Genomic DNA, 26,703 nt, shown 5'->3' with positions numbered 1-26,703 from the left:
AAATTATTCAATTTCTGAAACACGAAGAGTATTTACCATTCCTTTTTTTACAATAGGCATTGCAGCAAGATTTATAATCATATCTCCTGTTTTTACATAACCTTTTTCTAAACAAATTTGATTAACATCGTCAATAGTATCATCTGTACTAACAAATTTGTCATAGTAATATGCTCTCACACCCCAAAGCAAGTTTAATTGTGTTAGAATTCGTTTGTTTGATGTGAAAACTAAAATATGTGATTTTGGTCTCCAAGCCGAAATTTGAAATGCAGTATAACCACTATTTGTAAGAGTAGTTATAGCTTTTGCATTAATATCATCAGCCATTATTGCAGCATGATAGCATATAGACTTCGTTATAAAACGATTTGTTCTTACATGAGGAGCATTTAAAGGAACTTTAATAAGAGGTGAATCTTCCACACTCTCAATAATACGAGTCATGGTTTCAATTACTTGTACAGGATAATTACCAACAGATGTTTCACCTGAAAGCATTACTGCATCTGCACCATCCATTACAGAATTTGCTACATCATTTACTTCTGCTCTTGTAGGAGTTAAACTCGTAATCATCGTTTCCATCATTTGTGTTGCAACAATTACAGGGATTCTAGCTGTTTTTGCTCTATGAATTAATTTTTTTTGAATTAAAGGAACTTGTTCAGCAGGAATTTCAACACCTAAATCTCCTCTAGCAACCATTAAACCATCACAAAAAGCAACAATTTTATCAATATTTTCAACAGCTTCAGGTTTTTCAATCTTTGCTATAATAGGAATTTTATGATCCGAATGTTTAGCAATTAAATCTTGTAGCTCTTCAAGGTCTTTTGGAGTACGAACAAAAGATAATGCTAACCAATCTACTTTACATTCTATAGCAAAAATAGCGTCTTTAATATCTTTTTTTGTTAGTGCTGGTAAAGATACTTTAGTATTAGGCAGATTAACTCCTTTTTTAGATTTTAATGGACCACCTTGTACTACAATTGCTTCTACTTCAGTTTCTTTATCGGTTTTTAAAACTTCAAAAATAAGTTTTCCATCATCAAGTAAAATGCGTTCACCTGCATTAACATCTCTTGGAAATTCTTTGTAGTTCATGTATACTTTTTCAGCAGTTCCAAGAATATCTTCTGCCGTTGTAAAAGTAATTATATCACCTTTTGATACTACTACATCTTCTTTCATTACACCTACTCGTAATTTAGGTCCTTGTAAATCTGCTAAAATAGAAGTAGTATATCCAAAATCATTGTTTAGTTCCCTGATGATGTTAATTCTTTCTTTTACATCTTCATAGTCTGCATGAGAAAAATTAATTCTAAAAACATTTACACCAGCATCAATCATTCCTTTTATTATTTCTTTTGTGCTACATGCTGGTCCTAAGGTAGCAACAATTTTAGTTTTTTTATTTGTCGGCATTTTAATTAAAAAATTAAATTATTTTTAGATTTAAGTTTAGTTTGATCAACAATATAACCTGTTGAAATTTGGTTCGTTTTCAAAATAGATTGTAAAATATCTTCCAAAGAAAAAGCACCTTCAATATTCTCTATTTTTAATATAAATTCGGCTTTTTTTAACTCTGGTAGCATATATGTTGTAATATCTATAGAATCAAAAATACCAGTTATTTTTTGCTCTGAAGGGATAAGAGTTGTTTTATTTTCTAATAAATTCCACACAATATCATTTACTTCGTCATCATAAATAAAATGACTAAATAAACTTTTTCCTTCTTTTGATTTGATTTCAATATTTGAGTCGCTTTTGCTCAATTGAATTTGTAACGCTTGATTAATGAAATAAGCTAAACGATAATCCTCAATAGTAGTGTGGATGGCGATAAGCTCATAATCTGTCGAAATAAAGTCATTTATTTGAATTTTATGAATGGCCATTTTGTATAAATATGCTGTAAATATACTATTTTAAAATAGTATAAAAAGTATTGTTTATAAAGAAGTTAACAAATGTTTTATTTCGAAAACGTTTTAGTTTATAACTTTAAGGATTATTTTTTATCAATTTTTTCTTGAAGAGCAAAATATGCTCTTTTTGCAGCTTTTTCTTCAGCTTTTTTCTTTGATGTAGCTCTTCCTTTTCCTATTATTTTTTGATCAATAATTAATTTTACACCAAAATATTTTTGATCTTCAACACCAGTATCATCAAAAACATCAAAAAAGAATTGTTTCTTTTCTTTTTGACACCATTCAATAACTAAACTTTTATAGCTAATAACTTTTCCCTCAAGTTTTGGAATGTCTACATAAGAATCAATTACCTTATTATGAATGAATTTTTCACAATAAGAATAGCCTCTATCAAGATAAATAGCACCAATAAAAGCTTCAAAAATATTACCATGTATATTCTCTCCAAAATGAAGAGGATTCGCTTTACTTTCAATGAATTGAATTAAGTTTAAATCTCTACCTAACTCATTCAAATGCTCTCTACTTACTATTTTTGATCGCATTTTGGTAAGATAACCTTCATCTCCTGTAGGAACCTCATTGTATAAATGAGCAGCAATAACACTACCTAACATTGCATCACCTAAAAACTCTAAACGTTCATAGTTAAAAGGATTTCCAGTTTTATCTAATTTATTTGTTGAGCGATGTGTAAAAGCTTTAGTATAAAAAATAATATTTAATGGTTTAAATCCAAGTATTTTGCAAAGTTTGTCAAAAAAAATCCCGTCTTCTTGAGAACGGGAATTTCTTATTATTTTTTTTAAAAACTTACGCATTATAGATTATTCTTCTAATTTTTTAAACAACACACATGCATTATGACCACCAAATCCAAAAGTGTTACTCATGGCAACTTTAATTTCTCTCTTTTGAGCTTTGTTTAAAGTTAAGTTAAGTTCTGGATTAATGTTTTCATCAACAATTGTGTGATTAATTGTTGGAGGAATAATACCATTTTTAATAGCTAAGATAGAAGCAATGGCTTCAATTCCTCCAGCAGCACCTAGAAGATGACCTGTCATAGATTTAGTAGAATTGATGTTAATGTTTTTAGCATGATCACCAAAAACAGCACTTATTGCTTTTAATTCTGCAACATCACCTAAAGGAGTTGATGTTCCGTGTGTATTGATATGTTGGACATCTTCTGGATTCATCCCAGCGTCACGTAGTGTATTTTCCATTACAGCAATTACACCTAATCCTTCAGGATGCGGAGCTGTTAAATGATAAGCATCTGATGACATTCCACCACCACCAATTTCACAATATATTTTTGCACCACGTGCTTTTGCGTGTTCATATTCTTCAAGGACTAGTGCTCCAGCTCCTTCTCCAAGTACGAATCCATCACGAGTAGCATCAAAAGGTCTTGAAGCTGTTTCAGGACTTTCGTTTCTTGTTGATAAAGCATGCATAGAGTTAAATCCTCCCATTCCAGCAATAGTAACAGCTGCTTCTGATCCACCAGAAATAATTACATCACACATTCCTAAACGAATGTAATTGAATGCATCAATTAATGCGTTAGCAGAAGAAGCACAAGCAGAAACAGTTGTGTAATTTGGTCCCATGAATCCATTTCTCATAGAAATATGAGCAGGAGCAATATCTGCAATCATTTTTGGGATAAAGAAAGGGTTGAATTTAGGAGTGCCATCGCCTTTTGCATAGTATAGCACTTCTTCTTGGAAAGTTTCTAATCCTCCAATTCCTGCACCCCAAATAACACCAACTCTATGTTTGTTAACATTTTCGTGAGTTATTCCAGCGTCTTTTATAGCTTCGTCACTAGCAACGACAGCGTACTGAGCAAATTTATCTAAACGTCTAGATTCTTTTCGGTCTATAAAATCTTCAATATTGAAGTTTTTAACCTGACAAGCAAATTTGGTTTTATGTTTTTCTGTATCGTAATAGGTAATAGGTGCAGCTCCACTTTTTCCTTCGATTAAACCATTCCAGTATTCTTCTACATTATTCCCTATTGGGGTTAATGCTCCTAGACCAGTTACAACAACACGCTTTAATTGCATATAAAAATTTTTTAATTATATAAAAAAACCCAAAGTGCTTTTAATGAAAACTAAAAGAAACAATGGGTATTACATAGTTTTTATTTTATGATTGTAATACAATCAATGTTTTCTACAAAATGAATAAATTTTGATATAAATATAAACAAATATAATTACAAAACTCATCCTAAACATTTTACCTTTTGAAATAGTATTGTAACTATTTAAGAGGCAATCAAGTAAAAGATTCTAAAAACAAGAAATAAAAAATAATTAAAAGACCCATAAGAATAAAACTTATGGGTACTTAAAATATTATTTCTTAGCTTCTTCGATGTAAGAAATAGCTTGACCTACAGTAGCAATGTTTTCAGCTTGATCATCTGGAATTTGAATGTCAAATTCTTTTTCGAACTCCATAATTAACTCAACAGTGTCTAATGAATCAGCTCCTAAATCGTTAGTGAAGCTAGCTTCAATTACAACTTCATTTTCGTCAACACCTAATTTGTCTACGATAATCGCTTTTACTCTTGATGCAATGTCTGACATAATCTCTAATTTTTAATTTAATTTGTTGGCAAAAATAAAAAACTTTATTTTAAAACAACATTTTTGTTACTAAATAAGACTACGAAATTAAAAAAAATAATTAATAAAGACTCTATTTTTCTATTTTTTACCAATTATTATTCTTTTTTTTGTGTAATTAAAATTACAGGATAATGCAAAAAATAGTACTATTCGCTTCTGGTAATGGTTCTAATGCCGAAAAGATAATATTACATTTCAAAAAATCGAGTCTTGGGAACGTAGTCGCTATCTTTACAAACAATCCTCATGCCAAAGTTTTGGAAAAGGCAAAACATCATGATATACAAGGAGTGGTGTTTAATAAAGTAGAGCTTAATGATGGAACTGTTTTAGAAAAACTAGATGAGATTCAACCAAATTTAATTGTTTTAGCTGGGTTTTTATTAAAATTTCCAGAGGAGATAATTAATTTTTATCCTCAGAGAGTGATTAATATTCATCCAGCGTTATTGCCGAACTATGGAGGAAAAGGAATGTATGGAATGCATGTTCATAAGGCAGTTTTGGATAATAAAGAAATAGAGACAGGAATAACAATTCATTATGTAAATGGAAATTATGACGAAGGAGAATTTATTTTTCAAAAAAGTGTCAATATTGAAGATTGTATAACTCCAGAAGATGTTGCGAAAAAGGTACAAGAATTGGAACATCAATATTTTCCTGAAGTAATAGAAAAATTTATATCTAATAACTCATAATTTTAAATGTACGAAGTCCATATATATACAGATGGTGCTGCAAAAGGTAACCCGGGACCAGCTGGTTATGGTGTTGTCATGGAAATGGTTGGAACTCCTTATAAAAAAGAATTTTATGAAGGATTTCGATTGTCAACTAATAACAGAATGGAATTATTAGCTGTTATTGTTGGTTTAGAAAAACTTAAAAAATCAAAAACGAAAGTATTAGTGGTTTCCGATTCCAAATATGTAGTTGATGCTGTAGAGAAAAGATGGGTTTTTCAATGGGAAAAAATATCTTTTAAGGATAAAAAAAATCCAGATTTATGGATACGTTTTTTAAAATCCTATCGTAAGCATCAAGTAGATTTTAAATGGGTAAAAGGACATAATAATCATCCACAAAACGAACGTTGTGATGAGTTAGCTGTTATGGCATCTCAACAAGAAAAACTTTCTATTGACGCTTTTTATGAAAAAGAAGAAAAAAGAATGTTGTAAGTTTTAATTAAAGTAATTATTCTATTCTAGGATTTGTTAAAACATTGAGTAGATAAAATAAGAATTTTTATTTACCAAATGCTCTTTTGTTAAAGACTATTAAAATTCCAACTCCTGTTGAAATTGCCATATCAGCAACATTAAAAATAGCATTAAAAAAAGAAAATTGTTTTCCTCCCCATATAGGTAACCAATCAGGTAAATTTCCTTCCCAGAATGGAAAATAGAGCATATCTACAACTTCTCCATGAAACCACTTGCCATAAGGATCGTCTGAAAAAGCGGTTGCTACTTGATGATAGCTATCATTAAATATAACACCATAGAACACAGAATCTATTATGTTTCCTACTGCTCCTGCTAATATTAATGCTATTGCAGTAATTAGATAATTTGATTGTTCTTTTTTAATAGAATCCCATAGCCACCATGCAATACCAGGAACTACTAAGAGTCTAAATAGAGTAAGGACTAGTTTTCCATATTCTCCTGGAATAACAGCTCCCCAAGCCATTCCTTCATTTTCTATAAAATGGATTCGGAACCAATCAAAAACCTTTATTTCTTCATTAATAAAAAAATGTGTTTTAATATAAATTTTAGATACTTGGTCAATTAGTAAAATTGAAATTACTAAAAAATAGGCTTTCTTTAATGTCATTCTATAAAAATTTGAACAAAAATAATGATTTTAATATACAAAAAACGCTCCATCAGGAGCGTTAATTAAAATTTTATATAAAGATTAACGTTGTAAATTTTTTGCTTCTATGCTCATAGTCGCATGAGGAACTACTTTTAAGCGTTCTTTACCAATTAATTTACCTGTTACTTTACATATTCCATATGTTTTATTTTCTACACGGAAAAGAGCATTTTTCAAATCGCGTATAAACTTTTCTTGACGAATTGCTAGTTGAGAATTTGCTTCTTTAGACATAGTCTCGCTTCCTTCTTCAAATGCTTTGAAAGTTGGGGAGGTATCGTCTGTTCCGTTATTTAGATCATTCATATAAGCACTCCTAATCAAATCTAAGTCTGCTTGTGCTTTTTCTATTTTCTTAAGTAAAATTTCTTTAAACTCAGCTAAATCAGCATCTGAATATCTTAATTTATCTTCTACCATAATTTCTAAAATATTAAGTTATTATTTTAATATCATAATAAAAGAATCCTTTATGGAGCTTTATTTTGATATTAATACTCTTGTTTTTACTTCATCAAACTCAATTTCTGTACCGTTTTTTAATTCTTCAACAAAAATAAGTTCATTTGTTAATGTTTCCGATTTAATGTAATCTGCATTTTCCTTAACGGCTTGTTCTATAACTTTATTGTTTTGTATATGAACTTTTATTTTGTCAGTTACTTCAAATCCTGAATCTTTTCTAATGTTTTGAATTCTATTCACTAATTCTCTAGCAATACCTTCATTACGCAACTCATCTGTAATTGTGATATCCAAAGCAACAGTTATACCGTTTGCATTTGCGACTAACCAACCAGGAATGTCTTGTGAAGAAATCTCAACATCTTCGCTTGTTAAATTAATACTTTTTCCTGAAATGTCAAGTGTTAATTGACTTTCTTTATCCAAAATATTTATTTGATCTTGTGTTAAATTTTGTATCTCTTTGGAAATCAATCCCATATCTTTTCCGAATCGCGGTCCAAGTGCTTTAAAATTAGGTTTGATTTGTTTTACTAACACACCAGATGCATCATCTAATAATTCTATTTCTTTTACGTTAACTTCCGCTTTAATTAGATCAGAAATCGCCTCAATTTCGACTTTAAAATCTTTGTCAAGCACCGGAATCATTACTCTTTGCAACGGCTGACGCACTTTAATCATTTCTTTCTTGCGAAGTGATAATACCAGTGAAGAAACTGTTTGTGCTTTTAACATTCTGCTTTCTAATGATTTATCAACAAACTTTTCAACGTATTTTGGAAACTCGGCCAAATGTACACTATCAAAATTTTCTGACTGTGTTGCTTGTGTTAAATCTTTGTAAAGCTTATCCATGAAGAATGGGGCTATAGGTGCTGCTAATTTAGAAACTGTAATCAAACAAGTATAAAGTGTTTGATAAGCCGCAATTTTATCTTGAGCATATTCACCTTTCCAGAAACGTCTTCTACATAAGCGCACATACCAGTTACTTAAATTCTCTTGAACAAAATCCGAAATAGCACGTGCTGCTTTTGTTGGTTCATATTCAGCATAAAACACATCAACATCATTAATTAAGGTGTTCAACTCTGATAAAATCCAACGATCAATTTCTGGTCTTTCATTTAAAGGAATTTCAGCTTCTTCATATTTAAAGCCGTCAATATTTGCATACAATGCAAAGAATGAATATGTATTGTAAAGTGTTCCAAAGAATTTTCTTCTTACTTCAGCAATTCCTTCTAAATCAAATTTTAAGTTATCCCATGGATTTGCATTGGCAATCATGTACCAACGCGTAGCGTCTGGGCCATATTCAGTTAATGTTGTAAATGGGTCTATTGCATTACCTAGACGTTTGGACATTTTTTGTCCATTTTTATCCAATACTAATCCGTTTGACACTACGTTTTTATAGGCAACTTTATCAAAAACCAATGTTCCTATTGCGTGAAGCGTATAAAACCACCCACGTGTTTGATCAACACCTTCCGCAATAAAGTCTGCAGGAAAATCTTGATTACCTTCAATCTTTTCTTTATTTTCAAATGGATAATGCCATTGTGCATACGGCATAGAACCAGAATCAAACCAAACGTCAATTAAGTCTGTTTCGCGTTTCATTGGTTTACCCGAATTGGAAACTAAAATTATATTATCGACAACATTTTTATGCAAATCAACCAATTCGTAGTTGGTTTCATCCATATTCCCAATTTCAAATCCTTTATAAGGATTCTCACTCATAAAACCAGCAGCAATTGCCTTTTCAATAGCATTGTACAATTCTTCAACTGAACCCATTATTACCTCTTCTGTACCATCTTCAGTTCTCCAAATTGGTAATGGAATACCCCAATAACGCGAACGTGATAAATTCCAATCGTTTGCATTCTTCAACCAATTACCAAAACGACCTTCTCCAGTAGCTTTTGGCTTCCAATTAATCGTTTCATTTAAATCAAACATACGATCTTTTACATCCGTAATTTTGATAAACCATGAATCCAATGGATAATATAAAATTGGCTTATCCGTTCTCCAGCAATGTGGATAACTGTGCACATATTTCTCAACCTTAAAGGCTTTATTCTCTTCTTTTAAACGAATCGCGATTTCAACATCCACTGATTTCTCCGGTGCTTCTCCTTCGTTGTAATACTCATTTTTCACATATTTCCCTGCAAAATCACCCATTTGACTTACAAACTTCCCTTGTAAATCTACTAATGGAACAGGATTCCCATTTTCATCCAAAACCAACATAGGTGGCACTTCAGGAGTAGCTTCTTTAGCCACTTTAGCATCATCTGCACCAAATGTAGGCGCAGTATGCACGATACCCGTACCATCTTCTGTCGTTACGAAATCACCAGAAATTACACGGAATGCGTTTTCTGGTGTTTGATATGGCAAAGTGAATGGCAATAATTGCTCGTATTTAATTCCAACCAAATCAGCACCTTTTGCTTCAGTTAAAATTTGGTACGGTATTTTTTTATGTTCTGCTTTGTAATTTGTAAAATCTTCTTCAGATTCCGCAACAAAATATTTTCCACCAAATTGTTTTCCCACTAAATTTTTAGCTAAAACAACATTGATTGGTTCAAAAGTATATTGATTAAATGTTTTTACTAAAACATAATCGATTTTAGGTCCAACAGTCAATGCTGTATTCGATGGTAATGTCCAAGGAGTAGTTGTCCATGCTAAAAAGTGAACCGTTCCAAAACCCTGTAAAAAACTAGGTAAAGTAGATTCAATTGCTTTAAACTGCGCTACAATTGTTGTATCGGTTACATCACGATACGAACCTGGTTGGTTTACCTCGTGAGAAGATAATCCTGTTCCCGCTTTTGGAGAATACGGTTGGATTGTATAGCCTTTGTACATTAAATCTTTCGAGTAGATTTGCTTTAACAACCACCAAACCGATTCCATGTATTTTGATTTGTAGGTCACATATGGGTCTTCCATATCTACCCAATAACCCATTTTTTCAGTTAAATCGTTCCAAACATCAGTATAACGCATTACTGTACGCTTACATGCTTCATTATATTCTTCAACTGAAATTTTAGTACCTATATCTTCTTTAGTAATTCCTAATTCTTTCTCCGTACCTAGTTCAACAGGTAGACCATGTGTGTCCCAACCTGCTTTACGTTTTACTTGGAAACCTTTTTGAGTTTTATAACGGCAAAAAATATCTTTAATAGCACGAGCCATTACATGGTGAATACCAGGTAATCCATTTGCTGAAGGTGGTCCTTCAAAAAAAACATAAGGTTGGTTCCCTTCTCTTGTAGTAACACTTTTCTCAAAGATGTTTTCTTCTTTCCAAAAATCAAGGACTTCAGACGCCACTTTTGGCAAGTCAAGTCCTTTGTATTCAGTAAATTTTGTGCTCATTATTATTGCTTTCTATAATCAAAGATGCGAAAATACTAAATTTCAAATAATTGTATCGTTTTTTAGATAGAAAAAGAAGATTGTTGTTCTTGAAATAAAATAATTTAAATATGGTAATAGCTGTTTATTTGACGCTTTGTATAATGTTTTCTTTGAATGAATAAAAAAAGAAATGTTATTTTAGAATAAGATAAAAATATTTCATTGGTTTTTAAGTTGTTAATAAATATTAATTGTAAAAAAAGAAAAAAGAGGTATTTTTACGAAAAATAAAGAATATGAGTTCAGATAAAGAAGCAAAGTTAAAAGCCTTACAATTAACTCTAGATAAATTAGATAAAACTTACGGAAAAGGGACAGTAATGAAAATGGGAGATTCTGCTGTTGAAGAAGTAGAAACGATCTCTTCTGGTTCATTAGGATTAGATTTAGCGTTAGGAGTTAATGGTTACCCAAAGGGAAGAATCGTAGAAATATATGGTCCTGAATCATCAGGAAAGACAACTTTAACATTGCATGCTATTGCAGAAGCACAAAAAGCAGGTGGAATTGCTGCTTTTATAGATGCAGAACATGCTTTTGATCGTTTTTATGCTCAAAAATTGGGGATAGATATTGATAATTTAATTATCTCTCAACCTGATAATGGAGAACAAGCTTTAGAAATAGCCGAAAGTTTAATTCGTTCAGGTGCTGTAGATATTGTAGTTATTGACTCTGTTGCTGCATTAACTCCTAAAAGTGAGATTGAAGGAGATATGGGGGATTCAAAAATGGGATTACATGCTCGTTTAATGTCACAGGCTTTAAGAAAATTAACAGGAACTATTCATAAAACAAATTGTACCGTATTTTTCATTAATCAATTACGTGATAAAATAGGAGTTATGTTTGGAAACCCTGAAACGACTACTGGAGGTAATGCTTTAAAGTTCTATGCTTCTATAAGGGTTGATATAAGAAAGTCATCACAAATAAAAGATGGTGATAATGTAATAGGAAATAGAACAAAGGTTAAAATTGTTAAAAATAAGGTTGCACCACCATTTAGAACAGCCGAATTTGATATAATGTACGGAGAAGGTGTTTCTAAAGTAGGAGAAGTATTAGATCTAGCCGTAGAGTTTGAAATTGTTAAAAAAAGTGGTTCATGGTTTAGCTATGGAGAAACAAAATTAGGACAAGGAAGGGATGCTGTAAAAGGATTGATAAAAGATAATCCTGAATTAATGGATGAACTTGAACAGAAAATAAAAGAAACTATAAAAGCTAATAATGCTTAAAATAAAAAAATCACGAAAATTTCGTGATTTTTTTATTTTAAGACGCAACCTTTTTTATTATTCGACATCTTAAAAGAAAATACTGTTTTATGAAAAAAATACTTTTTTTACTGAGTTTGTTTTTAATTTTAAACTCATGTAGTGTTGATGAAGGTGAAAAATATCATTTAGATTTTTTACCTATAGAAGAAGTGGATGTCCCTGATAGCTTCCAAAGAGGAGAAACTTATAATATTAAGGTTAAATATAAAAGGCCAACAACGTGTCATGTTTATAATGGTATTTATTATGATAGAGATCTTAATATTCGCACTTTTGCGGTACAAACTGTTGTTTACGAAAGGAATGATTGTCAAAATATTGTAGCGCCAACATTGACGGAAGCAGCATTTAATTTTCAAGTTCAAAACAGTGGGTCTTATACTTTTAAATTTTGGCAAGGAAAAGATGATAATGGTGAAGATGTTTTTTATGAAGTAGAAATACCAGTTACAGACTAAAAAAACAGAAATACATTTTGATAATTGACAACCTCATAAATGATTGTAAGCAAGGAGATACTAAGGCATTTGAGCAAATATATAGACTTTTAAGTCCTAAGATATTTGCTGTTTGCCTTAAGTATTCTAGGAGCTATGAGGAAGCACAAGATAATTTACAAGAAGGTTTTTTATTATTATTTGAAAAAATAAATCAATTTAAGTTTCAAGGGTCATTTGAAGGTTGGGCGAAAAGAGTTGTTATTAATTATATTCTTCAACAATATCGGAATCAAGGTGTTTTTGAAATTATAACGGAAAATGTAATAGAAGATGAAGTTGTTGAGGTTGAAGAAGAAAATATATCATTAGAGTTTTTAACTAAGATAATTCAAGAATTACCAGATAGATATAGACTAGTTTTCAATTTATATGTTATGGATGGCTATTCTCATAAAGAAATAGCTGAAATGTTAGAGATAAACATTGGAACTTCGAAATCTAATTTAGCAAGAGCTAAAGGAATATTAAAAAGCAAGATTGAAGCGAGTGAATTAACTTCAATTCCAAAGATAAAATGAAAGAGAATAAAAATATAGAGCGTTTATTTCAAGAAAAATTCAAAGATTTTGAGGAGATTCCTCCAAATGCTGCTTGGGAAAATATTGCTTCAAAATTAGAGAAGAAAAAGGATAGAAAAAGAGGTATTCCATTTTGGTTTAAAGCATCAGGAATTGCAGCTTCTCTCTTCTTAACTTTTTTCCTTATTCTAAATAATAATAAAAATAAAGAAGTAGACATAATAGAGAATAGTATTGTTATTCAAGAAAAAAATGATATTCAAGAAAAGGATAACTTAGATGATATTTCAAATGAGAAATCTGTTGTAGATTCGAAACCTGATGGTAATGTTGTAGAAAGTTCATTTGAAAAAGGAAGCAATATAGTAGAATCAACATTAGAGAACACGAGTAATTCGACTAATGAATCATTGAATAATAAAGAACGTATTTTAAAAAATAAAAGTAAATCAGATAGAGTTGTCATGAATAATGATAATATATCTAATTTAAAGAAGAATATAGACAACAAAGCATCAAATTATAAAGAACAAAATAAATCGTATTCTGATAAAATAAATTCGGAATTAGTAAACAACGATAAACGAAATGAAAGTTCTTTTGAAAGTTATATGGTTGATGAAATAGTAAAGAATGATGAAAATATTGTTTTAGCAAATAGTAATAAGAAGAGTGAATCATCAAATTTAAAAAGTACAACTAATTCTTTAGATGAATTAAATCAAAATGTATTTATAAATGAAGAAGAATTAGCGGAAAAGACAAAATTAGTTGATAATACTAGGAATGAATCTTTAAAAGAAGAAAATAAGCTTGATGAGAAACGCACTTTGACTTTTAATGAGATAAGTACTAATACTCCGTACACAAGTAATAAAACGGATGAGAAGAAAGGAAAAAACATATTATCAATACCGATGGATAAAGATAGTACTATTGTGATTGCAGAAGTAAAAACTGATGTAAATGCATTAGAACAATTGCTAAAAGAAAAGGAAGAGGGAAGGAATGCTGTTGAAAAAGAAGAAGAGAAAAGAGGTAAATGGGTAGTTAGCAGTAATGCTGCTCCCGTTTATTTCAATTCGGTATCTGAAGGGTCTCCTATTGATGAACAATTTATTGACAATGCGAAGAGTTATTCAACTTCGCTAAGTTATGGTTTAGGAATACAATATGCTTTGTCTGAAAAAGTAAGTTTAAGAACAGGAATAAATTCTATTGCTCTTAGTTATAATACAAACAATGTTTATTATTCAAATACTTTAGATCAGGCACGATCAACGTCATTAAATGTTGAAACAAACAGTAATGCGCAATTTTTAGTGTTAAAGAATAATAGTACCGTTCAAATTCAAGCATCATTATTTGCATCAGAAGTTAGTGGTCTTAGCGATGTTAAAGAGGCAAGTTTAAACCAAGAAATGGGATATATTGAAGTGCCTTTAGAAGTAAGTTATAAACTTATTGATAAGAAATTTGGAATTGAACTTATTGGAGGGATGAGTACTTTGTTTCTAAGTAAAAATACAGTTTCATTAGTTTCAAATCAATCTGAAATGAATATAGGAAAAGCTAGTAATTTAAACAATATACATTTTAGTAGTAATGTCGGTTTGGGTTTTAAATATAGTTTTTGGAAATCGTTTAATGCAAACCTCCAACCTATGTTTAAATACCAAATCAATACCTTTAATACCAATTCGGGGAATTTTAAACCATATTTTGTTGGTTTGTATTCTGGAATTAGTTTTAGTTTTTAAGCTTTTGGTTAGGCTTGAATTTTAGTTAGATGTTTCAAACTTTTACAATGAGTATGAAACCGAGAAAGTCCCTTTTTTTGGGACTTTTTTGTTGAATTATGATATAAAATCTCGTTTTTTGATCACTTAGAGGTAAATTTTTTCTATTTTGAAATTAAAATACTTACAGCATTTCCACCAAAACCAACAGCATTTACTAAAATTTTTCTTATTGGTGCTTTCCTTTTTTCCTGATTATAAAATGGAATTTCTATAAATTCTTGATTTTGTAACATTAAAATGGCGAGTTCTAAACTTAAAATTCCTGAAGCTCCAAATGTGTGACCTATTTTCCATTTGTTTGTAGTTAAAAATGGAAGAGTATTGCCAAATATTTTTTTTATCGCGTTTAATTCTGATGTATCTCCTTTTATTGTTCCTGGAGCATGCATTATTATGGCATCTATTTCTTCTAAAGAATTGTTTTTTAATGCCATTTTCATTGATTTTTGAAAACAGTCTGCTTCTGTAGAAATAGAAATATTGTGTTCTAAAACTTCTGTGGCATAGCCAATTCCTTCTACAAATGCTAATGCATTTTCTTTTTGCCCTGCTTCTAAAGTAATTACACTTGCTCCTTCACCTATTACCATGGTGTTCTCGGTTTTGTTTAAATCGAAAGCTCTACATGGATAATCGCCTTTTTGTCTAGAATAGATGCTTAAGGCTTGCATTTGTGCAATTGTAAAGGGTGTTAGAGGTGCTTCTGAACCACCAATTAGAAACTTATCGGTCATTCCTGATTGTATCCATGCCACTCCATTTAATAGTGAATGTAATGATGTAGAACAGGTGATAGAATGTGAAATTTCAGGTCCAGTACTTTGTAAGTCATTTGCTACCCAACTGGATATATTTCCTAATGTTGTTGTAGGTGATGCTAAAGTGCTTACCTTATTTGTTTTAATAAATTCTGCGTGATAATGTTCAAAAAGTCCTGTTGCTCCTCTTGAAGAGCCTATGTTTATCCCAAAAATATCTTCTTTTGTCCATTTTGCTTGTTTTATTGCTAAACGAGAAACCCAAATAGCATATAGAACTGATTTATCTAAATTTCTATATTTTGTGTCGGATTCTTGAAGTTCTTTTATTTCGTTTTCTAATTTTTCAGAAATACTTGCTGCCCAAACTTCTTGGTTTCCAATATTTTTCTTAGAAATAAAGGTTTTGTTCTTGTCTAAATAATGATTCCAGATTTCTTCAGTTGTGTTTCCTAATGCGGAAAGAGAAGCTAATGCGGTTATGGAAATTTTTTGATTCAAAAGGTTTATGGTTTTTCTTTAGTCCTGACGGAAACGACATCCTTTAAAATATTATTTTTAAAGATATAGTAAACAGCAGGAAAATGGTTTGCAAATATACCTAGAGATTTACTCCTAACAAAATTATACTATGTTTAATGCTTTTTCTATGGTATTGTAAATTTTATCGAGTTGTTCTTTGGTTATAATGTAAGGTGGTAATATGTATATAATATTACCTACAGGTCTTAAAATAATACCATTTTCAATAAAAAAACGATATAATTTGTTTCGTAATTCTCCATAGTAATCTTGTTGTTCTTCAATATGGATTTCCAATGCAAAAATTACACCTAGAGATCTTGTTGTTTTCACCTTTGGGTGCGTTTTAATGTGTTTTTCAAACAGTAAATGTTGCTGGTAAATTTGATGTATATTGTTTTGTATTTCTGGTGTTTCTAGTAATTCAATTGAGGCTAAAGCGGCTGCACAACCAGTAGGGTTTGCTGTAAAAGTATGACCATGGAACAATGCTTTTGAAGTGTCATTATCATAAAAGGCATTATAAATTTTATTTGTAAAACTTGTTATTGCCATAGGAATTGTTCCTCCAGTAAGTGCTTTTGAAAGGCACATCATGTCGGGTTGCTGCTTTAGGTAGTCGCAAGCGAAATTTTTTCCTGTTTTTCCAAAACCAGTCATAACTTCATCTGCAATAGTAAAAACGTTGTTTTTTTTGGCAATGCTTAGTATTGTATCTAAAACAGAACTAGAATACATTACCATTCCTGCTGCACCTTGTACTAAGGGTTCAAAAATAAAAGCAGCATATTCATTTGATTGTGTTAATTTTTCAAATAATTGAATGGTTTTTTCTTCATTTCCTTTTGTTGGAACAGGAATTCGAGTTACTTCTAATAAAGAACCTTGAAAAGCTTCTGTAAAAAACGAAATACCACTTGCTGCCATTGCGCCAAAAGTATCACCATGAAAAGCATTTTCAAAAGCAATTATTTTAGTTTTCTTCTCTTTTTTATTATAAAAGTATTGTAAAGCTACTTTTAAAGCTACTTCTACTGCTGTAGATCCATTATCTGAATAAAAAAACTTTTTTTGGTTTGAAGGTAAAATTTGAGATAGCTTTTCAGCCAATTCTATTACTGGTTTATGAGTGAATCCACCAAAAAGGACATGTTCTAACTCGGTTAGTTGCTTGTAAATAGCTTTAGCTATAAAAGGATTACTATGTCCAAAAGGATTAACCCACCAAGATGCAATAGCGTCTATATATTCTTTTTCGTTTTCATCCCAAAGTAATGCTTCTTTTCCTTTAATTATAACAGGATGAGGAAATGCTGTTTTATGTTGTGTATAAGGATGCCAATTGTATAATGTGTCTTTTTCAGATAAAGTCATTTTGTAATAGAATAAAGGAAAGAGTATAATATAATTAATTCTCTTAAGTGTTTAAAAATCAAAGGTAAAAGCTTAGGGTAATATCTAATGAGCAATTAATTAATTTGTGAGAGATTTTCATGAAATAAATCAGCATAATAACGAATTACATTTTTATCAAAATAAGGTTCGTTCTCTATTCGTCCTATCATATTTAAACCTGATTTTGAAAGAATAATTTCTTCTGTTGCTTTATTTTCTTCTCCATTAAAAATTATACCTGCAATATCAATCTTTCTGTTTTGTAAGGCTTCTATAGTTAATAATGTGTGATTTATACTACCTAAATAATGACGAGAAACAATTATTACTTTATAGTCGGGTTGAATTAAGTCTACAATAGTGTTTTCATTATTTAAAGGTACAAAAAGACCTCCAGCAGCTTCTATGATTAAATGGTTTTTTGTTTTAGGTTCTTTTATCTCTTTAAGATTAATAGTAACATTATCTAGTTGAGCAGCGTAATGCGGACTTGCAGGATAATTTAATGCATAACTGTTTTTATGAAAGACAGTTTTAATATTAGTAGTATATTTTTGAACCTTATGAGTGTCTGAATTATCTAAATCACCTGCCTGAATAGGTTTCCAGTAATCGGCTTTTAATGCTTCTACAAGTATTGCCGAAGCTATTGTTTTTCCTACATCGGTTCCTATGCCTGTTATAAATAATTTCATTTTAATATGTTTTATTTCCTTGCAAAGGTCGTAAACAATAGAGACAATTAAAATGTTTTATGTATTTATTAAGTGTTTTTCTAATGATAATAAAGCTTCTTTTATTTCTTCTTTGGAATTATAACTATGTAAACAAAAACGAAGTCGTTCTTGTCCTTCAGAAACTGTTGGAGAAAGTATTGGTTTTACATCGAATCCTTTATTGTTTAAATAAATAGAAGCATTTTTAACCCTTTCATTTCCTGAAATAATAATGGACTTTATACTTGAATTGTAATTTGTGGAATTAAAAATTGAAGAAATATTTTGATTAAAAAAAAGAGAGTTTTCTTGTAGTTTTTTAATTTTTTCTTGATTTTTTTCTAATTCTTGATATGCTATTAAAATAGTGGCTATAGAGTGTGGAGGAAGTGCAGTTGTGTAAATAAAACTTCTAGAAAAATTTATTAGATATTCTTTTAGTTTCTTACTTCCTAATATAGCTGCTCCATGACAACCAAGTCCTTTTCCAAATGTCATAATTCGTGCAAAAACTTTATCTTGGAGTGTTAATTCTTGCACTAATCCTTGTCCTTTATCTCCAAAAACGCCTAATGAATGTGCCTCATCAATGATAAGTAGTGCATTGTGTTTTTCTGATAGATTGGCTAATTTTAGTATATCTGGTGAATCTCCATCCATTGAAAAGACAGATTCAGTAACAATATAAATTTCTGAAAGTTTGTTTTCAAAGCGTTGAAGCAGTTTTTCTAAATCGTTTAGATCATTGTGTTTGAATTTGTAAGATTTAGCTAAACTCATTTGAATACCATCACGAATAGAAGCATGACTAAATTCGTCATATAAAACAATATCATTTCTTTGTGGAACTGAGCTAAATAGGCCAATATTTGCATCGTAACCCGAATTAAATATTAATGCGCTTTCAGATTGATGAAATTGTGCGATGAAACTTTCTGTTTCTTCATATAAAAAATGATTACCAGAAAGTAAACGTGAACCTGTAGCTCCGTTTTGAGTTGCTTTTTTTTGAATTAGTAATTCATGCGCTTTGTGAAAGATATTTTCATTCTTTGAGAATCCTAAATAATCATTTGAAGCAAAATCAACTAAAATAGATTGTTTTTTAAGTGTTCGTAAAGCATTATTATTAATGCGATTGTCGATTTTATTTTGTAATAACTTAGGTAGTTTCATTTTTCAAAAATAAGGAACTTTTAATTAATTTCTCTTTAATGTTTTCTGTCTTTAGCATGATTTTTTTAATTAAAAAAAGGTGGTTTTACCTGTTTTTATTTTAGAAATTCCCTCATTAATAAACAGGGAACAGACTCTTTTTTAAATAACTATTGTTTTGCAACTTTACATTAATGAGATAAAGCAATGTAAATTAATTAAAAATTTAGAAGATGAGAATAGCATATTTATTCTTTTTACTTTTTTTAATAAACTGTGAAAAGTTAACAAGGGATGAAGATATTAAAAAAGAGATTACTCAGCTAGATACTGTATCTAAAGGCAAAAGTGTTGATGAACTTAATATTAAAAAAACAATGGAATTAGATGAAAGATTAATAGGTACTTGGCGTTATACTGAGGTTATTAATAGTGGTTTAGGAGCGCTTTATACTTCTATGACAACTGATTTTTTTCTTCAATTTAAAGAAAATGGAGTTGTTATTAATTGGCAAGGTGATTCATACGTTGGGAGTAAAGATGCAAATTTTAATAGTACTGCCGGTAATAATTCGCAATCTGGAAAATGGAAAACGGATAGAGATAAAGGTTTGTTGTATTTTATTGACTCTGTAACAAATGAATCTGTGCATACAAAATATTATGTAGAGAATAATAGAATGATGTTGTCAAATGACAATAAGAAGCAAGTTTATGAAAGAATAGATTAAAAAAAGTCCTACTATTTGTAGGACTTTTGATTTAGATAAAACAGCTATATTTTTTTAAAATAAAAATTTCTTATATGCTATTTGGTTATTGCTTAATGTAATTTTCATTAATAATGCCGAATCTGATTTTATAATTGAATTTATGTTGAATTTATATGCATCGATATTATTCTTATCTAATACTTTTCTTCCTAAAACATCATAAATAACAATATTTTTAATTTTCTCTTTTTTAGATTCTATTTCAATTTGATCTATTCCACTTACAATAATATCATTTGGGTCTACTTCAAAATCAATATTAGAAAGTAAAGATGTATTAAACCTTAAGATAAAACGATCATTGATTTCATTTGCTTCAGAATAAAAAGAGTAAGGTTGATTAGAAATATTATTAATAGTGTTTAAGAAAGTATCTTCGACAAATATTTGTTGTCCTGTAAAAAATCCATCAACTGCATGAATTGAAATAGTATAATTTCCAGGAGTTGGTGTGTTTATACCTAACGGAATAGTGTCTTCATCAGAGAAAGGTAGTCCAAATGCTTGGATAGTCATTTTATCACTTCCTATAAAAGTATATATCTTTTGTGCGTTTGGCTCTACTTTTGTGAAAGCATCATATAATCTATCTTTTGAATTTGTAGCTTCTTCTAAGTAGCCAATTAGTGTTCTATCTGAATCCGCATTTTCATTTGATAAATTTAACCAAATTCTGTTCTTTTCAACTGAAGAAGGACTTGTTTTATAAAATTGATCGTTTGTGTATGTTTTATTTCTCAATGAATTATTAAAAATAATATTATCTGATGCTGTAGCACCATCATTCATTAAAACCATAAAGCCTTGCCCGCCAGCAATAAACCCATTAAAACCATTTGGACCATTTACTGTTCCTGTTCCATTATGTACAATAAAATCTGACAAAGAATAATTTGTTGTATAGTTCCCATAAAAAGGATTAGGATTAGATGTACTTGGAAGAGTTCCATGTGTCCAGATTCTAACAGACCCTTCAATAATTGAGCTATTTAAATTTAGAAAATCAATTACATTAATAGATGAAGGATATGGGTTTCCAATTAAATTCCAGTTATCATCAAATCTTGTTATTGTTATAGAGTTTGCTCCTGAATAATCAACACCCGTATAATTTCCTCTAGAAATAGTTGTTGAAATAGCTCCATTGTTTGGAGAACCATTAATGAATTCGGCTGTAAAATCTTGTGCAGTACTCGTGAAATTACTTGGTCCGCGTACAATATAACCATTTCCAGGAAGCATAACGTCATTAGGAGCATTAACCCAATATCCTTGACCTCCATTTCCATTTGTAAAAACAGGATCCCATTTGTATATGTTTTCTGAAGATGTTAAAGGAGAAATATCCCCTACATTAAATCCTTCAATAGGAGAAGACCAAAACACATAGTCTTGTTGGCGAATATTAGCTGTTCTTTCGTAATTAATATTTCCAATATTAGTATTTATATCATTTATTTGGATTAATGATCCGTTGTTTTTCACATTTAAAATCCCATTATTAACGATATCATTTTCAACAACAATATGATTCGAATCATTAATGTTTAATTCGAATCCTGAATTTATTAATAAACTACAACATTCAAAATTTCCGTTTATAGATGTGCTGTAATTTCCGTCTATTACTACTGGTATGGTTAGTGAAGGAGTTCCATTACTCCATGCTGTCCCATTCCATGTTGTAGGAGTAGAGCAATTTGAAACTAATTGTATATCATCTATAGCAATATCTGATTCGAAACCATTACCTGTTATTCCTCTAATTCGTAATTTGATTGTTTTTCCTACGTATGGTGCTAAATTTACTGTAGCTATATTCCATTGATTTCCTTGATTACCAGAGATAGTGGTTATGATATTTTCTTGCCATTTTCCATCAGAAAATAAATCGATATGTAAGCTACCTGTATTTACTCCAAACATATGATAAGCAAAATTGAAATCATAATTCTTGTCTATTACGATGCATTGGCTTTCTAGTATTCCTGTTTTATTAGAACAGGACGATGCTTCTAAATAAATATAATTTCCTGTAGCTGTACCAGGATTAAAATCAGTGTTTGGACCTGTATTGGCACTAGGAGTTCCTCCTTCATCAACTCTCCAGTCGATATCATCATCATTTCCGTTTGTTAAATTTGACCAAAAGCCAGTTAAACCACATGTTGTTGAACCACAATCTGTAGTAGTTGCACATAGTGTTTCACCTTCAAAATCTTCATTAAAATTTGAAGCTATAGTTCCGGCATAAATGTTAATATACGCTATTTTAGTCTCTGTATTAGAGCCATTTGCATTTGTTGCTGTTAATTCAACAGTATAAGTACCTGCGTTAGTAAATCTAATTTCAGGATTTTGAGATGTAGATGATGTTCCGTTTATATATGTAAAAGTAGTAGGAGTTATTGTCCAAGACCACGAAGTAGGTGTATAATCAGATTTATCTATTAATATGAAGTCATTTCCTATACAATCTTCTGTTGTTTCTGATTCAAAACAAGCAGTTGGAGCAATGTTTCCAGGATCTTTTAAATCACTTGTCCAAAGGCCTTGTCCATAAGTAGCAGCATAAAGTTTACTTTTACACTCTGTGTTATTTGAATATATTTCTAACTCAGTAATTTCTAAATTTGCTAATCCAGTTGAAAAGGATTCCCAATCGGACAAATTATCATCTTTATAATATACTCCTACATCCATTCCTACATACATTGCATTAACAGGGCTTGAGTGATCTATTACAATAGTATTTAATGAAATATTAGGGAGTGTTCCTGAAATATCTGTCCAATTTAATCCTGCATCGGTGGATTCATAAATGTTATTTCCTAATGCTATAAAAACATGATTAGGATCATTTGGATCTATTTCAATATCTTTAGGCACTAATGAAGCAGGTAAATTTGTGTTTAAATTAGTCCAAGTAGGTGAAGCTGCTAAAGCGTCATTTGTATAGTAGAATTTATTTGTTCCGTTTCTAGAAACATACATTATATTACTATTTGATGGGGCAATTGCTAAATCAACAATTTTGGAAGTTGCTCCAAAATTAGAGATTTGATTCCAAGTAGATCCTGTACGCACAGCAGTATTTATCCATATATTTTCATAACCTGCGAACATTGTATTTGAATTATTAGGATCTAGTTTATATGGCGTTACCCAAGCTCCTGTTTCAGAGATACTACTTGTAATATTTCCAAAAGAAGTTCCTCCATTTGTTGATCTGCGAATTTCTCCATAGTATAAGGCTCCATACATATAGTTTTCATTAGTTGGATCAATAATACATTCCATGCCATCACCACCTATTTCCGTGGAGAATATAGGACCTCTGTTTATTGCTGTTCCATTATCTTGATAACCATTTATAACTAGATTATCAATTGTTTGTGATGCGCCAATTTTATAAACTTGTGCAATAGCTAAACCACTACTAATATCATTCCAATCAGTTCCATTATTTGAAGAATAATATACACCTCCATCATTTCCATTATATAAAAAATTAGTATGTGGAGAAAATTCTAAAGCGTGCTGGTCTGCATGAACTCCGTCTATAGTTCCACTTTGTCCAACCCAATATGATACACAATTCATTGTTACTCCTCCATCTGTCGATTTCCAAAGATTTACTCCACCTGTGTATATGATATTAGCATCAGTTGGATCGGCAGCAATGACTAAGTCATAATATGCTTGACTTGCTGTGCCAGAACCATCTGTATTATACCCTAAAATATTAGGTGCGTTTGTTCTTGTTGAAAAACTTATTCCACTATCTGTTGAGCGATATATACCTATTAATCCATTAGCTCCACCAGCTAATAAGTAAACCCAGTCTGGTTCGTTATTAGAAACGGCTAAAGCAATTCTTTGAACACCTATAGGAGTGCCACTAGTAACCTGAGTAAAAGTTGCTCCTCCATCTGTAGAAACATCTACACTTGTTCCTGAAGCATATATCGTATTTGGATCTCCAGGTTTAAAAGCAATATCTTTCATAGAAGAACTAGTAGAGGCAAAAGTCCAATTTGCGCCTGCATCTATACTTTTGTATATTCTATTACCGTTTGTTGAGGCTATTAAGATGTTAGAATTGGTTGGATTCATTAAAATTTCATAAACAGTTCTATTTCCCATCCCAGTATTACTACTAAGCCATGTTATTCCTCCATCTATACTTTTATATACACCATAACCAGGCGCATCACCACTATCTCTATCACCTGTTCCAATGTAAATAATATTTGGATCTATTGGATCTATAACAATACTTGAAACGCCTAAACGAACTAATCCGCTTGAATATTCTTTCCATGTTGCTCCACCATCTATTGATTTCCAAAAACCACCTGATGGTGCTCCTACAAAAATAGTATTTGGATCTGTTGGGTGAAATGTAATACAGTTTATCCTCCCATTTCCATTGATTTGTCCTGTTCCGTTATTTGGAGAAGAAATAGGGCCTACAATTTTCCAATTTCCTGAACCAGCAAAATACCCTCTACTTATGAATTTAGTATGTGAATTTTTATATCTTTTAATTTCTTCTAATAGATTTCCTTCTTTTGGAAAATTACCATTTTCATCGACTCTATTTTCCCAATAGTATTCCCATCTTTTAAATTGTTTAATTCCTTTTCCTTTGGGAAGTCTTTTAGAATTTGACACATTTTTTTTGTAGTATATATTAAAATCTTTTTGAATTTCATTAAAATTAGCATTTCTATCATGCATCATTATTTGCCAATTTTCTTGTGAAAACGACGAATAACATAAAAATAACATAAAAATGAGTAAGGTTTTTTTCATGGTTTTTTGGGGTATTTAAAAATATAATTGTAAAGTAAATGCAAAAAAAGCCTTGCGTTAGCAAGGCTTGTAATTAATTGTTTTTAAGTGATTTAATCAGCTAAAACAATAACTTTATTTTCTTTCATTTCGATAGTCCCAGAATTAATAGGTAACCAAAATGTTTGCTCATTTATTTTATTGAATTTAGAAACAAACTCTTTTTGAATTTTAATATTTTGAGCATTAATTTTTATATTTCCTTTTGCTAATAATGACACAATAGGAGCGTGATTATTTAACATTTGAAATTCACCATTAATACCAGGAACGGCTACTGAAGTAACTTCTCCTTTAAATAATGTGGCTTCTGGTGATACTATTTCTAAAATCATAATTTTTTATAATTACGAATCTCAAACTACAAGTTATGAATTATTAATTTTCGTAACATGTAGTTCATTAATTCAGTTATGCTTCTGATAACATTTTTTCTCCAGCTTCAATAGCTTCTTCAATTGTTCCTTTAAGGTTAAATGCTGCTTCAGGTAAATGATCTAATTCACCATCCATAATCATATTAAATCCTTTAATAGTATCTTTAATGTCTACTAACACACCTTTCAATCCTGTAAATTGTTCAGCTACGTGGAATGGTTGAGATAAGAAACGTTGTACACGACGCGCTCTAGAAACGACTAATTTATCTTCTTCAGATAATTCTTCCATACCAAGAATTGCAATAATATCTTGTAATTCTTTATAACGTTGAAGAATTTCTTTTACTCTTTGTGCACAATCATAATGCTCGTCACCTAAAATAAGAGGAGTTAAGATACGAGAAGTAGAATCTAATGGGTCTACTGCTGGATAAATACCTAACTCAGCAATTTTACGAGACAATACTGTTGTTGCGTCTAAGTGAGCAAATGTTGTTGCAGGTGCAGGGTCAGTTAAGTCATCCGCAGGTACATAAACTGCTTGTACTGATGTAATAGATCCTGTTTTTGTAGAAGTAATACGCTCTTGCATCGCACCCATCTCAGTTGCTAATGTAGGTTGGTAACCTACTGCAGATGGCATACGTCCTAATAACGCAGATACTTCAGATCCAGCTTGTGTAAAACGGAAGATGTTATCAACGAAGAAAAGTACATCTTTCCCTTGTCCATCTCCGGCTCCATCACGGAAATATTCAGCAATTGTTAAACCAGATAAAGCAACACGTGCACGTGCTCCAGGTGGCTCATTCATTTGTCCGAATACGAAAGTCGCTTTAGAATCTTTCATTATATCTTTATCAACTTTAGATAAATCCCATCCTCCATTTTCCATAGAGTGCATGAAATCATCACCATATTTGATAATTCCAGATTCTAGCATCTCTCTTAAAAGGTCATTTCCTTCACGTGTTCTTTCTCCTACTCCTGCAAATACAGAAAGTCCTCCGTGACCTTTTGCAATATTGTTAATCAACTCCTGAATTAATACTGTTTTACCTACTCCAGCACCACCAAACAATCCAATTTTACCTCCTTTTGCATAAGGTTCAATTAAATCAATTACTTTAATACCCGTAAATAAAACTTCAGTAGAAGTTGATAAATCTTCAAACTTTGGAGCTGGTCTGTGAATTGGCAAACCATTTGAACCTTCTTTAGGTAAATCTCCTAAACCGTCAATTGCATCACCAATTACATTAAATAAACGACCAAATACTTCTGAACCAATTGGCATTTGAATTGGAGTTCCTAAAGACAAAACTTCTTGTCCTCTAGATAAACCATCTGTAGAATCCATTGAGATTGTACGAACAGTATCTTCACCAATGTGAGATTGTACTTCTAATACTAATTTTGTTCCGTCTGCTTTAGTGATTTCTAATGAATCATAAATTTTAGGAAGCTCAGCATTTTCCGTGTTAAATACCACGTCAACAACTGGTCCGATAATTTTTGCAACTTTTCCTGTAACTTTAGACATTGCTTATGTATTTATTTAATAGCTATTTAGTATTGAAAAACCGATATATTTTTCAGAATGCAAAGATAGTTTTTTTGTAGA

At 30.7% G+C, this 26,703-nt stretch carries 22 protein-coding genes; 7 read left to right on the top strand and 15 right to left on the bottom strand.

Annotated features, from left to right (window positions below):
* Positions 1-3: 3 nt before the first annotated feature.
* The 5 genes from pyk to SY27_RS10460 all read right to left on the bottom strand — a co-directional run bounded on the left by pyk (position 4) and on the right by SY27_RS10460 (position 4,564).
* Entirely contained in the window at positions 4-1,434 is a 1,431-nt protein-coding gene (gene pyk, locus SY27_RS10480; protein ID WP_045969960.1) for a pyruvate kinase, read from the bottom strand.
* Between the two features lie 5 nt (positions 1,435-1,439).
* Complete coding sequence (locus tag SY27_RS10475) at positions 1,440-1,913, bottom strand: IPExxxVDY family protein (protein ID WP_045969958.1); 474 nt, start codon at positions 1,911-1,913, stop codon at positions 1,440-1,442.
* 113 nt (positions 1,914-2,026) lie between these two features.
* Positions 2,027-2,770 carry a ribonuclease III gene (rnc, locus tag SY27_RS10470; protein WP_045969956.1) on the bottom strand — a complete coding sequence of 248 codons (744 nt, stop codon included), beginning with the start codon at positions 2,768-2,770 and terminating at the stop codon, positions 2,027-2,029.
* Between the two features lie 6 nt (positions 2,771-2,776).
* Entirely contained in the window at positions 2,777-4,030 is a 1,254-nt protein-coding gene (gene fabF / locus SY27_RS10465; RefSeq protein ID WP_045969954.1) for a beta-ketoacyl-ACP synthase II, read from the bottom strand.
* Between the two features lie 297 nt (positions 4,031-4,327).
* Positions 4,328-4,564, bottom strand: coding sequence for an acyl carrier protein (locus SY27_RS10460; protein ID WP_045969952.1), 237 nt, complete (start codon positions 4,562-4,564; stop codon positions 4,328-4,330).
* Positions 4,565-4,737: 173 nt separating this feature from the next.
* On the opposite strand from SY27_RS10460, the gene SY27_RS10455 reads away from it, so the two are divergent.
* Both SY27_RS10455 and SY27_RS10450 read left to right on the top strand, forming a co-directional pair.
* Positions 4,738-5,307, top strand: a complete 570-nt coding sequence (locus SY27_RS10455) for a phosphoribosylglycinamide formyltransferase (RefSeq protein WP_045969950.1) — start codon at positions 4,738-4,740, stop codon at positions 5,305-5,307.
* Between the two features lie 6 nt (positions 5,308-5,313).
* Positions 5,314-5,790: a ribonuclease HI gene (locus tag SY27_RS10450; protein ID WP_045969948.1), complete on the top strand. Its 477-nt coding sequence runs from the start codon at positions 5,314-5,316 to the stop codon at positions 5,788-5,790.
* Between the two features lie 67 nt (positions 5,791-5,857).
* On the opposite strand, the gene SY27_RS10445 is transcribed toward SY27_RS10450, so the two are convergent.
* The 3 genes from SY27_RS10445 to ileS all read right to left on the bottom strand — a co-directional run bounded on the left by SY27_RS10445 (position 5,858) and on the right by ileS (position 10,378).
* Positions 5,858-6,451 carry a lipoprotein signal peptidase gene (locus SY27_RS10445; RefSeq protein ID WP_045969947.1) on the bottom strand — a complete coding sequence of 198 codons (594 nt, stop codon included), beginning with the start codon at positions 6,449-6,451 and terminating at the stop codon, positions 5,858-5,860.
* An 84-nt stretch (positions 6,452-6,535) separates the two neighbouring features.
* A complete protein-coding gene (locus tag SY27_RS10440) occupies positions 6,536-6,916 on the bottom strand; it encodes a TraR/DksA C4-type zinc finger protein (protein WP_045969946.1) in 381 nt (126 codons plus the stop codon).
* Positions 6,917-6,976: 60 nt separating this feature from the next.
* Complete coding sequence (gene ileS / locus SY27_RS10435) at positions 6,977-10,378, bottom strand: isoleucine--tRNA ligase (protein WP_045969944.1); 3,402 nt, start codon at positions 10,376-10,378, stop codon at positions 6,977-6,979.
* Between the two features lie 278 nt (positions 10,379-10,656).
* On the opposite strand from ileS, the gene recA reads away from it, so the two are divergent.
* The 4 genes from recA (at position 10,657) to SY27_RS18240 (ending at position 14,481) form a co-directional block, all read left to right on the top strand.
* Complete coding sequence (gene recA, locus SY27_RS10430; protein ID WP_045969942.1) at positions 10,657-11,661, top strand: recombinase RecA; 1,005 nt, start codon at positions 10,657-10,659, stop codon at positions 11,659-11,661.
* Between the two features lie 89 nt (positions 11,662-11,750).
* Entirely contained in the window at positions 11,751-12,161 is a 411-nt protein-coding gene (locus tag SY27_RS10425; protein ID WP_045969940.1) for a hypothetical protein, read from the top strand.
* A gap of 17 nt (positions 12,162-12,178) precedes the next feature.
* Complete coding sequence (locus SY27_RS10420; RefSeq protein ID WP_045969937.1) at positions 12,179-12,721, top strand: RNA polymerase sigma factor; 543 nt, start codon at positions 12,179-12,181, stop codon at positions 12,719-12,721.
* Positions 12,718-14,481 (top strand): outer membrane beta-barrel protein, encoded by a 1,764-nt coding sequence (locus SY27_RS18240; protein WP_052705277.1) that lies wholly within the window; start codon positions 12,718-12,720, stop codon positions 14,479-14,481. The genes SY27_RS10420 and SY27_RS18240 overlap by 4 nt, the downstream gene beginning before the upstream one ends.
* Before the next feature lie 143 nt (positions 14,482-14,624).
* Here SY27_RS18240 and SY27_RS10410 read toward each other — a convergent pair whose 3' ends face one another.
* From SY27_RS10410 to SY27_RS10395, 4 genes are all read right to left on the bottom strand, one after another.
* Positions 14,625-15,782, bottom strand: a complete 1,158-nt coding sequence (locus tag SY27_RS10410) for a beta-ketoacyl synthase N-terminal-like domain-containing protein (RefSeq protein ID WP_045969935.1) — start codon at positions 15,780-15,782, stop codon at positions 14,625-14,627.
* A 123-nt stretch (positions 15,783-15,905) separates the two neighbouring features.
* Positions 15,906-17,177 carry an adenosylmethionine--8-amino-7-oxononanoate transaminase gene (gene bioA, locus SY27_RS10405; RefSeq protein WP_045969933.1) on the bottom strand — a complete coding sequence of 424 codons (1,272 nt, stop codon included), beginning with the start codon at positions 17,175-17,177 and terminating at the stop codon, positions 15,906-15,908.
* A gap of 95 nt (positions 17,178-17,272) precedes the next feature.
* Complete coding sequence (bioD, locus tag SY27_RS10400; protein WP_045969931.1) at positions 17,273-17,893, bottom strand: dethiobiotin synthase; 621 nt, start codon at positions 17,891-17,893, stop codon at positions 17,273-17,275.
* Between the two features lie 57 nt (positions 17,894-17,950).
* A complete protein-coding gene (locus SY27_RS10395) occupies positions 17,951-19,090 on the bottom strand; it encodes a pyridoxal phosphate-dependent aminotransferase family protein (protein WP_045969928.1) in 1,140 nt (379 codons plus the stop codon).
* Positions 19,091-19,302: 212 nt separating this feature from the next.
* Between SY27_RS10395 and SY27_RS10390 the strand changes: the two genes are divergently transcribed.
* Positions 19,303-19,800: a hypothetical protein gene (locus tag SY27_RS10390; protein WP_045969926.1), complete on the top strand. Its 498-nt coding sequence runs from the start codon at positions 19,303-19,305 to the stop codon at positions 19,798-19,800.
* Positions 19,801-19,854: 54 nt separating this feature from the next.
* Here SY27_RS10390 and SY27_RS18235 read toward each other — a convergent pair whose 3' ends face one another.
* The 3 genes from SY27_RS18235 to atpD all read right to left on the bottom strand — a co-directional run bounded on the left by SY27_RS18235 (position 19,855) and on the right by atpD (position 26,622).
* A complete protein-coding gene (locus tag SY27_RS18235) occupies positions 19,855-24,660 on the bottom strand; it encodes a PKD domain-containing protein (RefSeq protein WP_082084337.1) in 4,806 nt (1,601 codons plus the stop codon).
* Positions 24,661-24,752: 92 nt separating this feature from the next.
* Complete coding sequence (locus SY27_RS10380; RefSeq protein WP_045969924.1) at positions 24,753-25,034, bottom strand: F0F1 ATP synthase subunit epsilon; 282 nt, start codon at positions 25,032-25,034, stop codon at positions 24,753-24,755.
* Positions 25,035-25,110: 76 nt separating this feature from the next.
* Complete coding sequence (atpD, locus tag SY27_RS10375) at positions 25,111-26,622, bottom strand: F0F1 ATP synthase subunit beta (protein ID WP_045969922.1); 1,512 nt, start codon at positions 26,620-26,622, stop codon at positions 25,111-25,113.
* Positions 26,623-26,703: the final 81 nt, after the last annotated feature.

The organism is Flavobacterium sp. 316 (genome assembly GCF_000967805.1).
GTDB lineage: Bacteria > Bacteroidota > Bacteroidia > Flavobacteriales > Flavobacteriaceae > Flavobacterium > Flavobacterium sediminilitoris.
The sequence above is the reverse complement of the archived record's forward strand: the minus strand, read 5'-3'. Positions and strand labels throughout refer to the sequence as shown.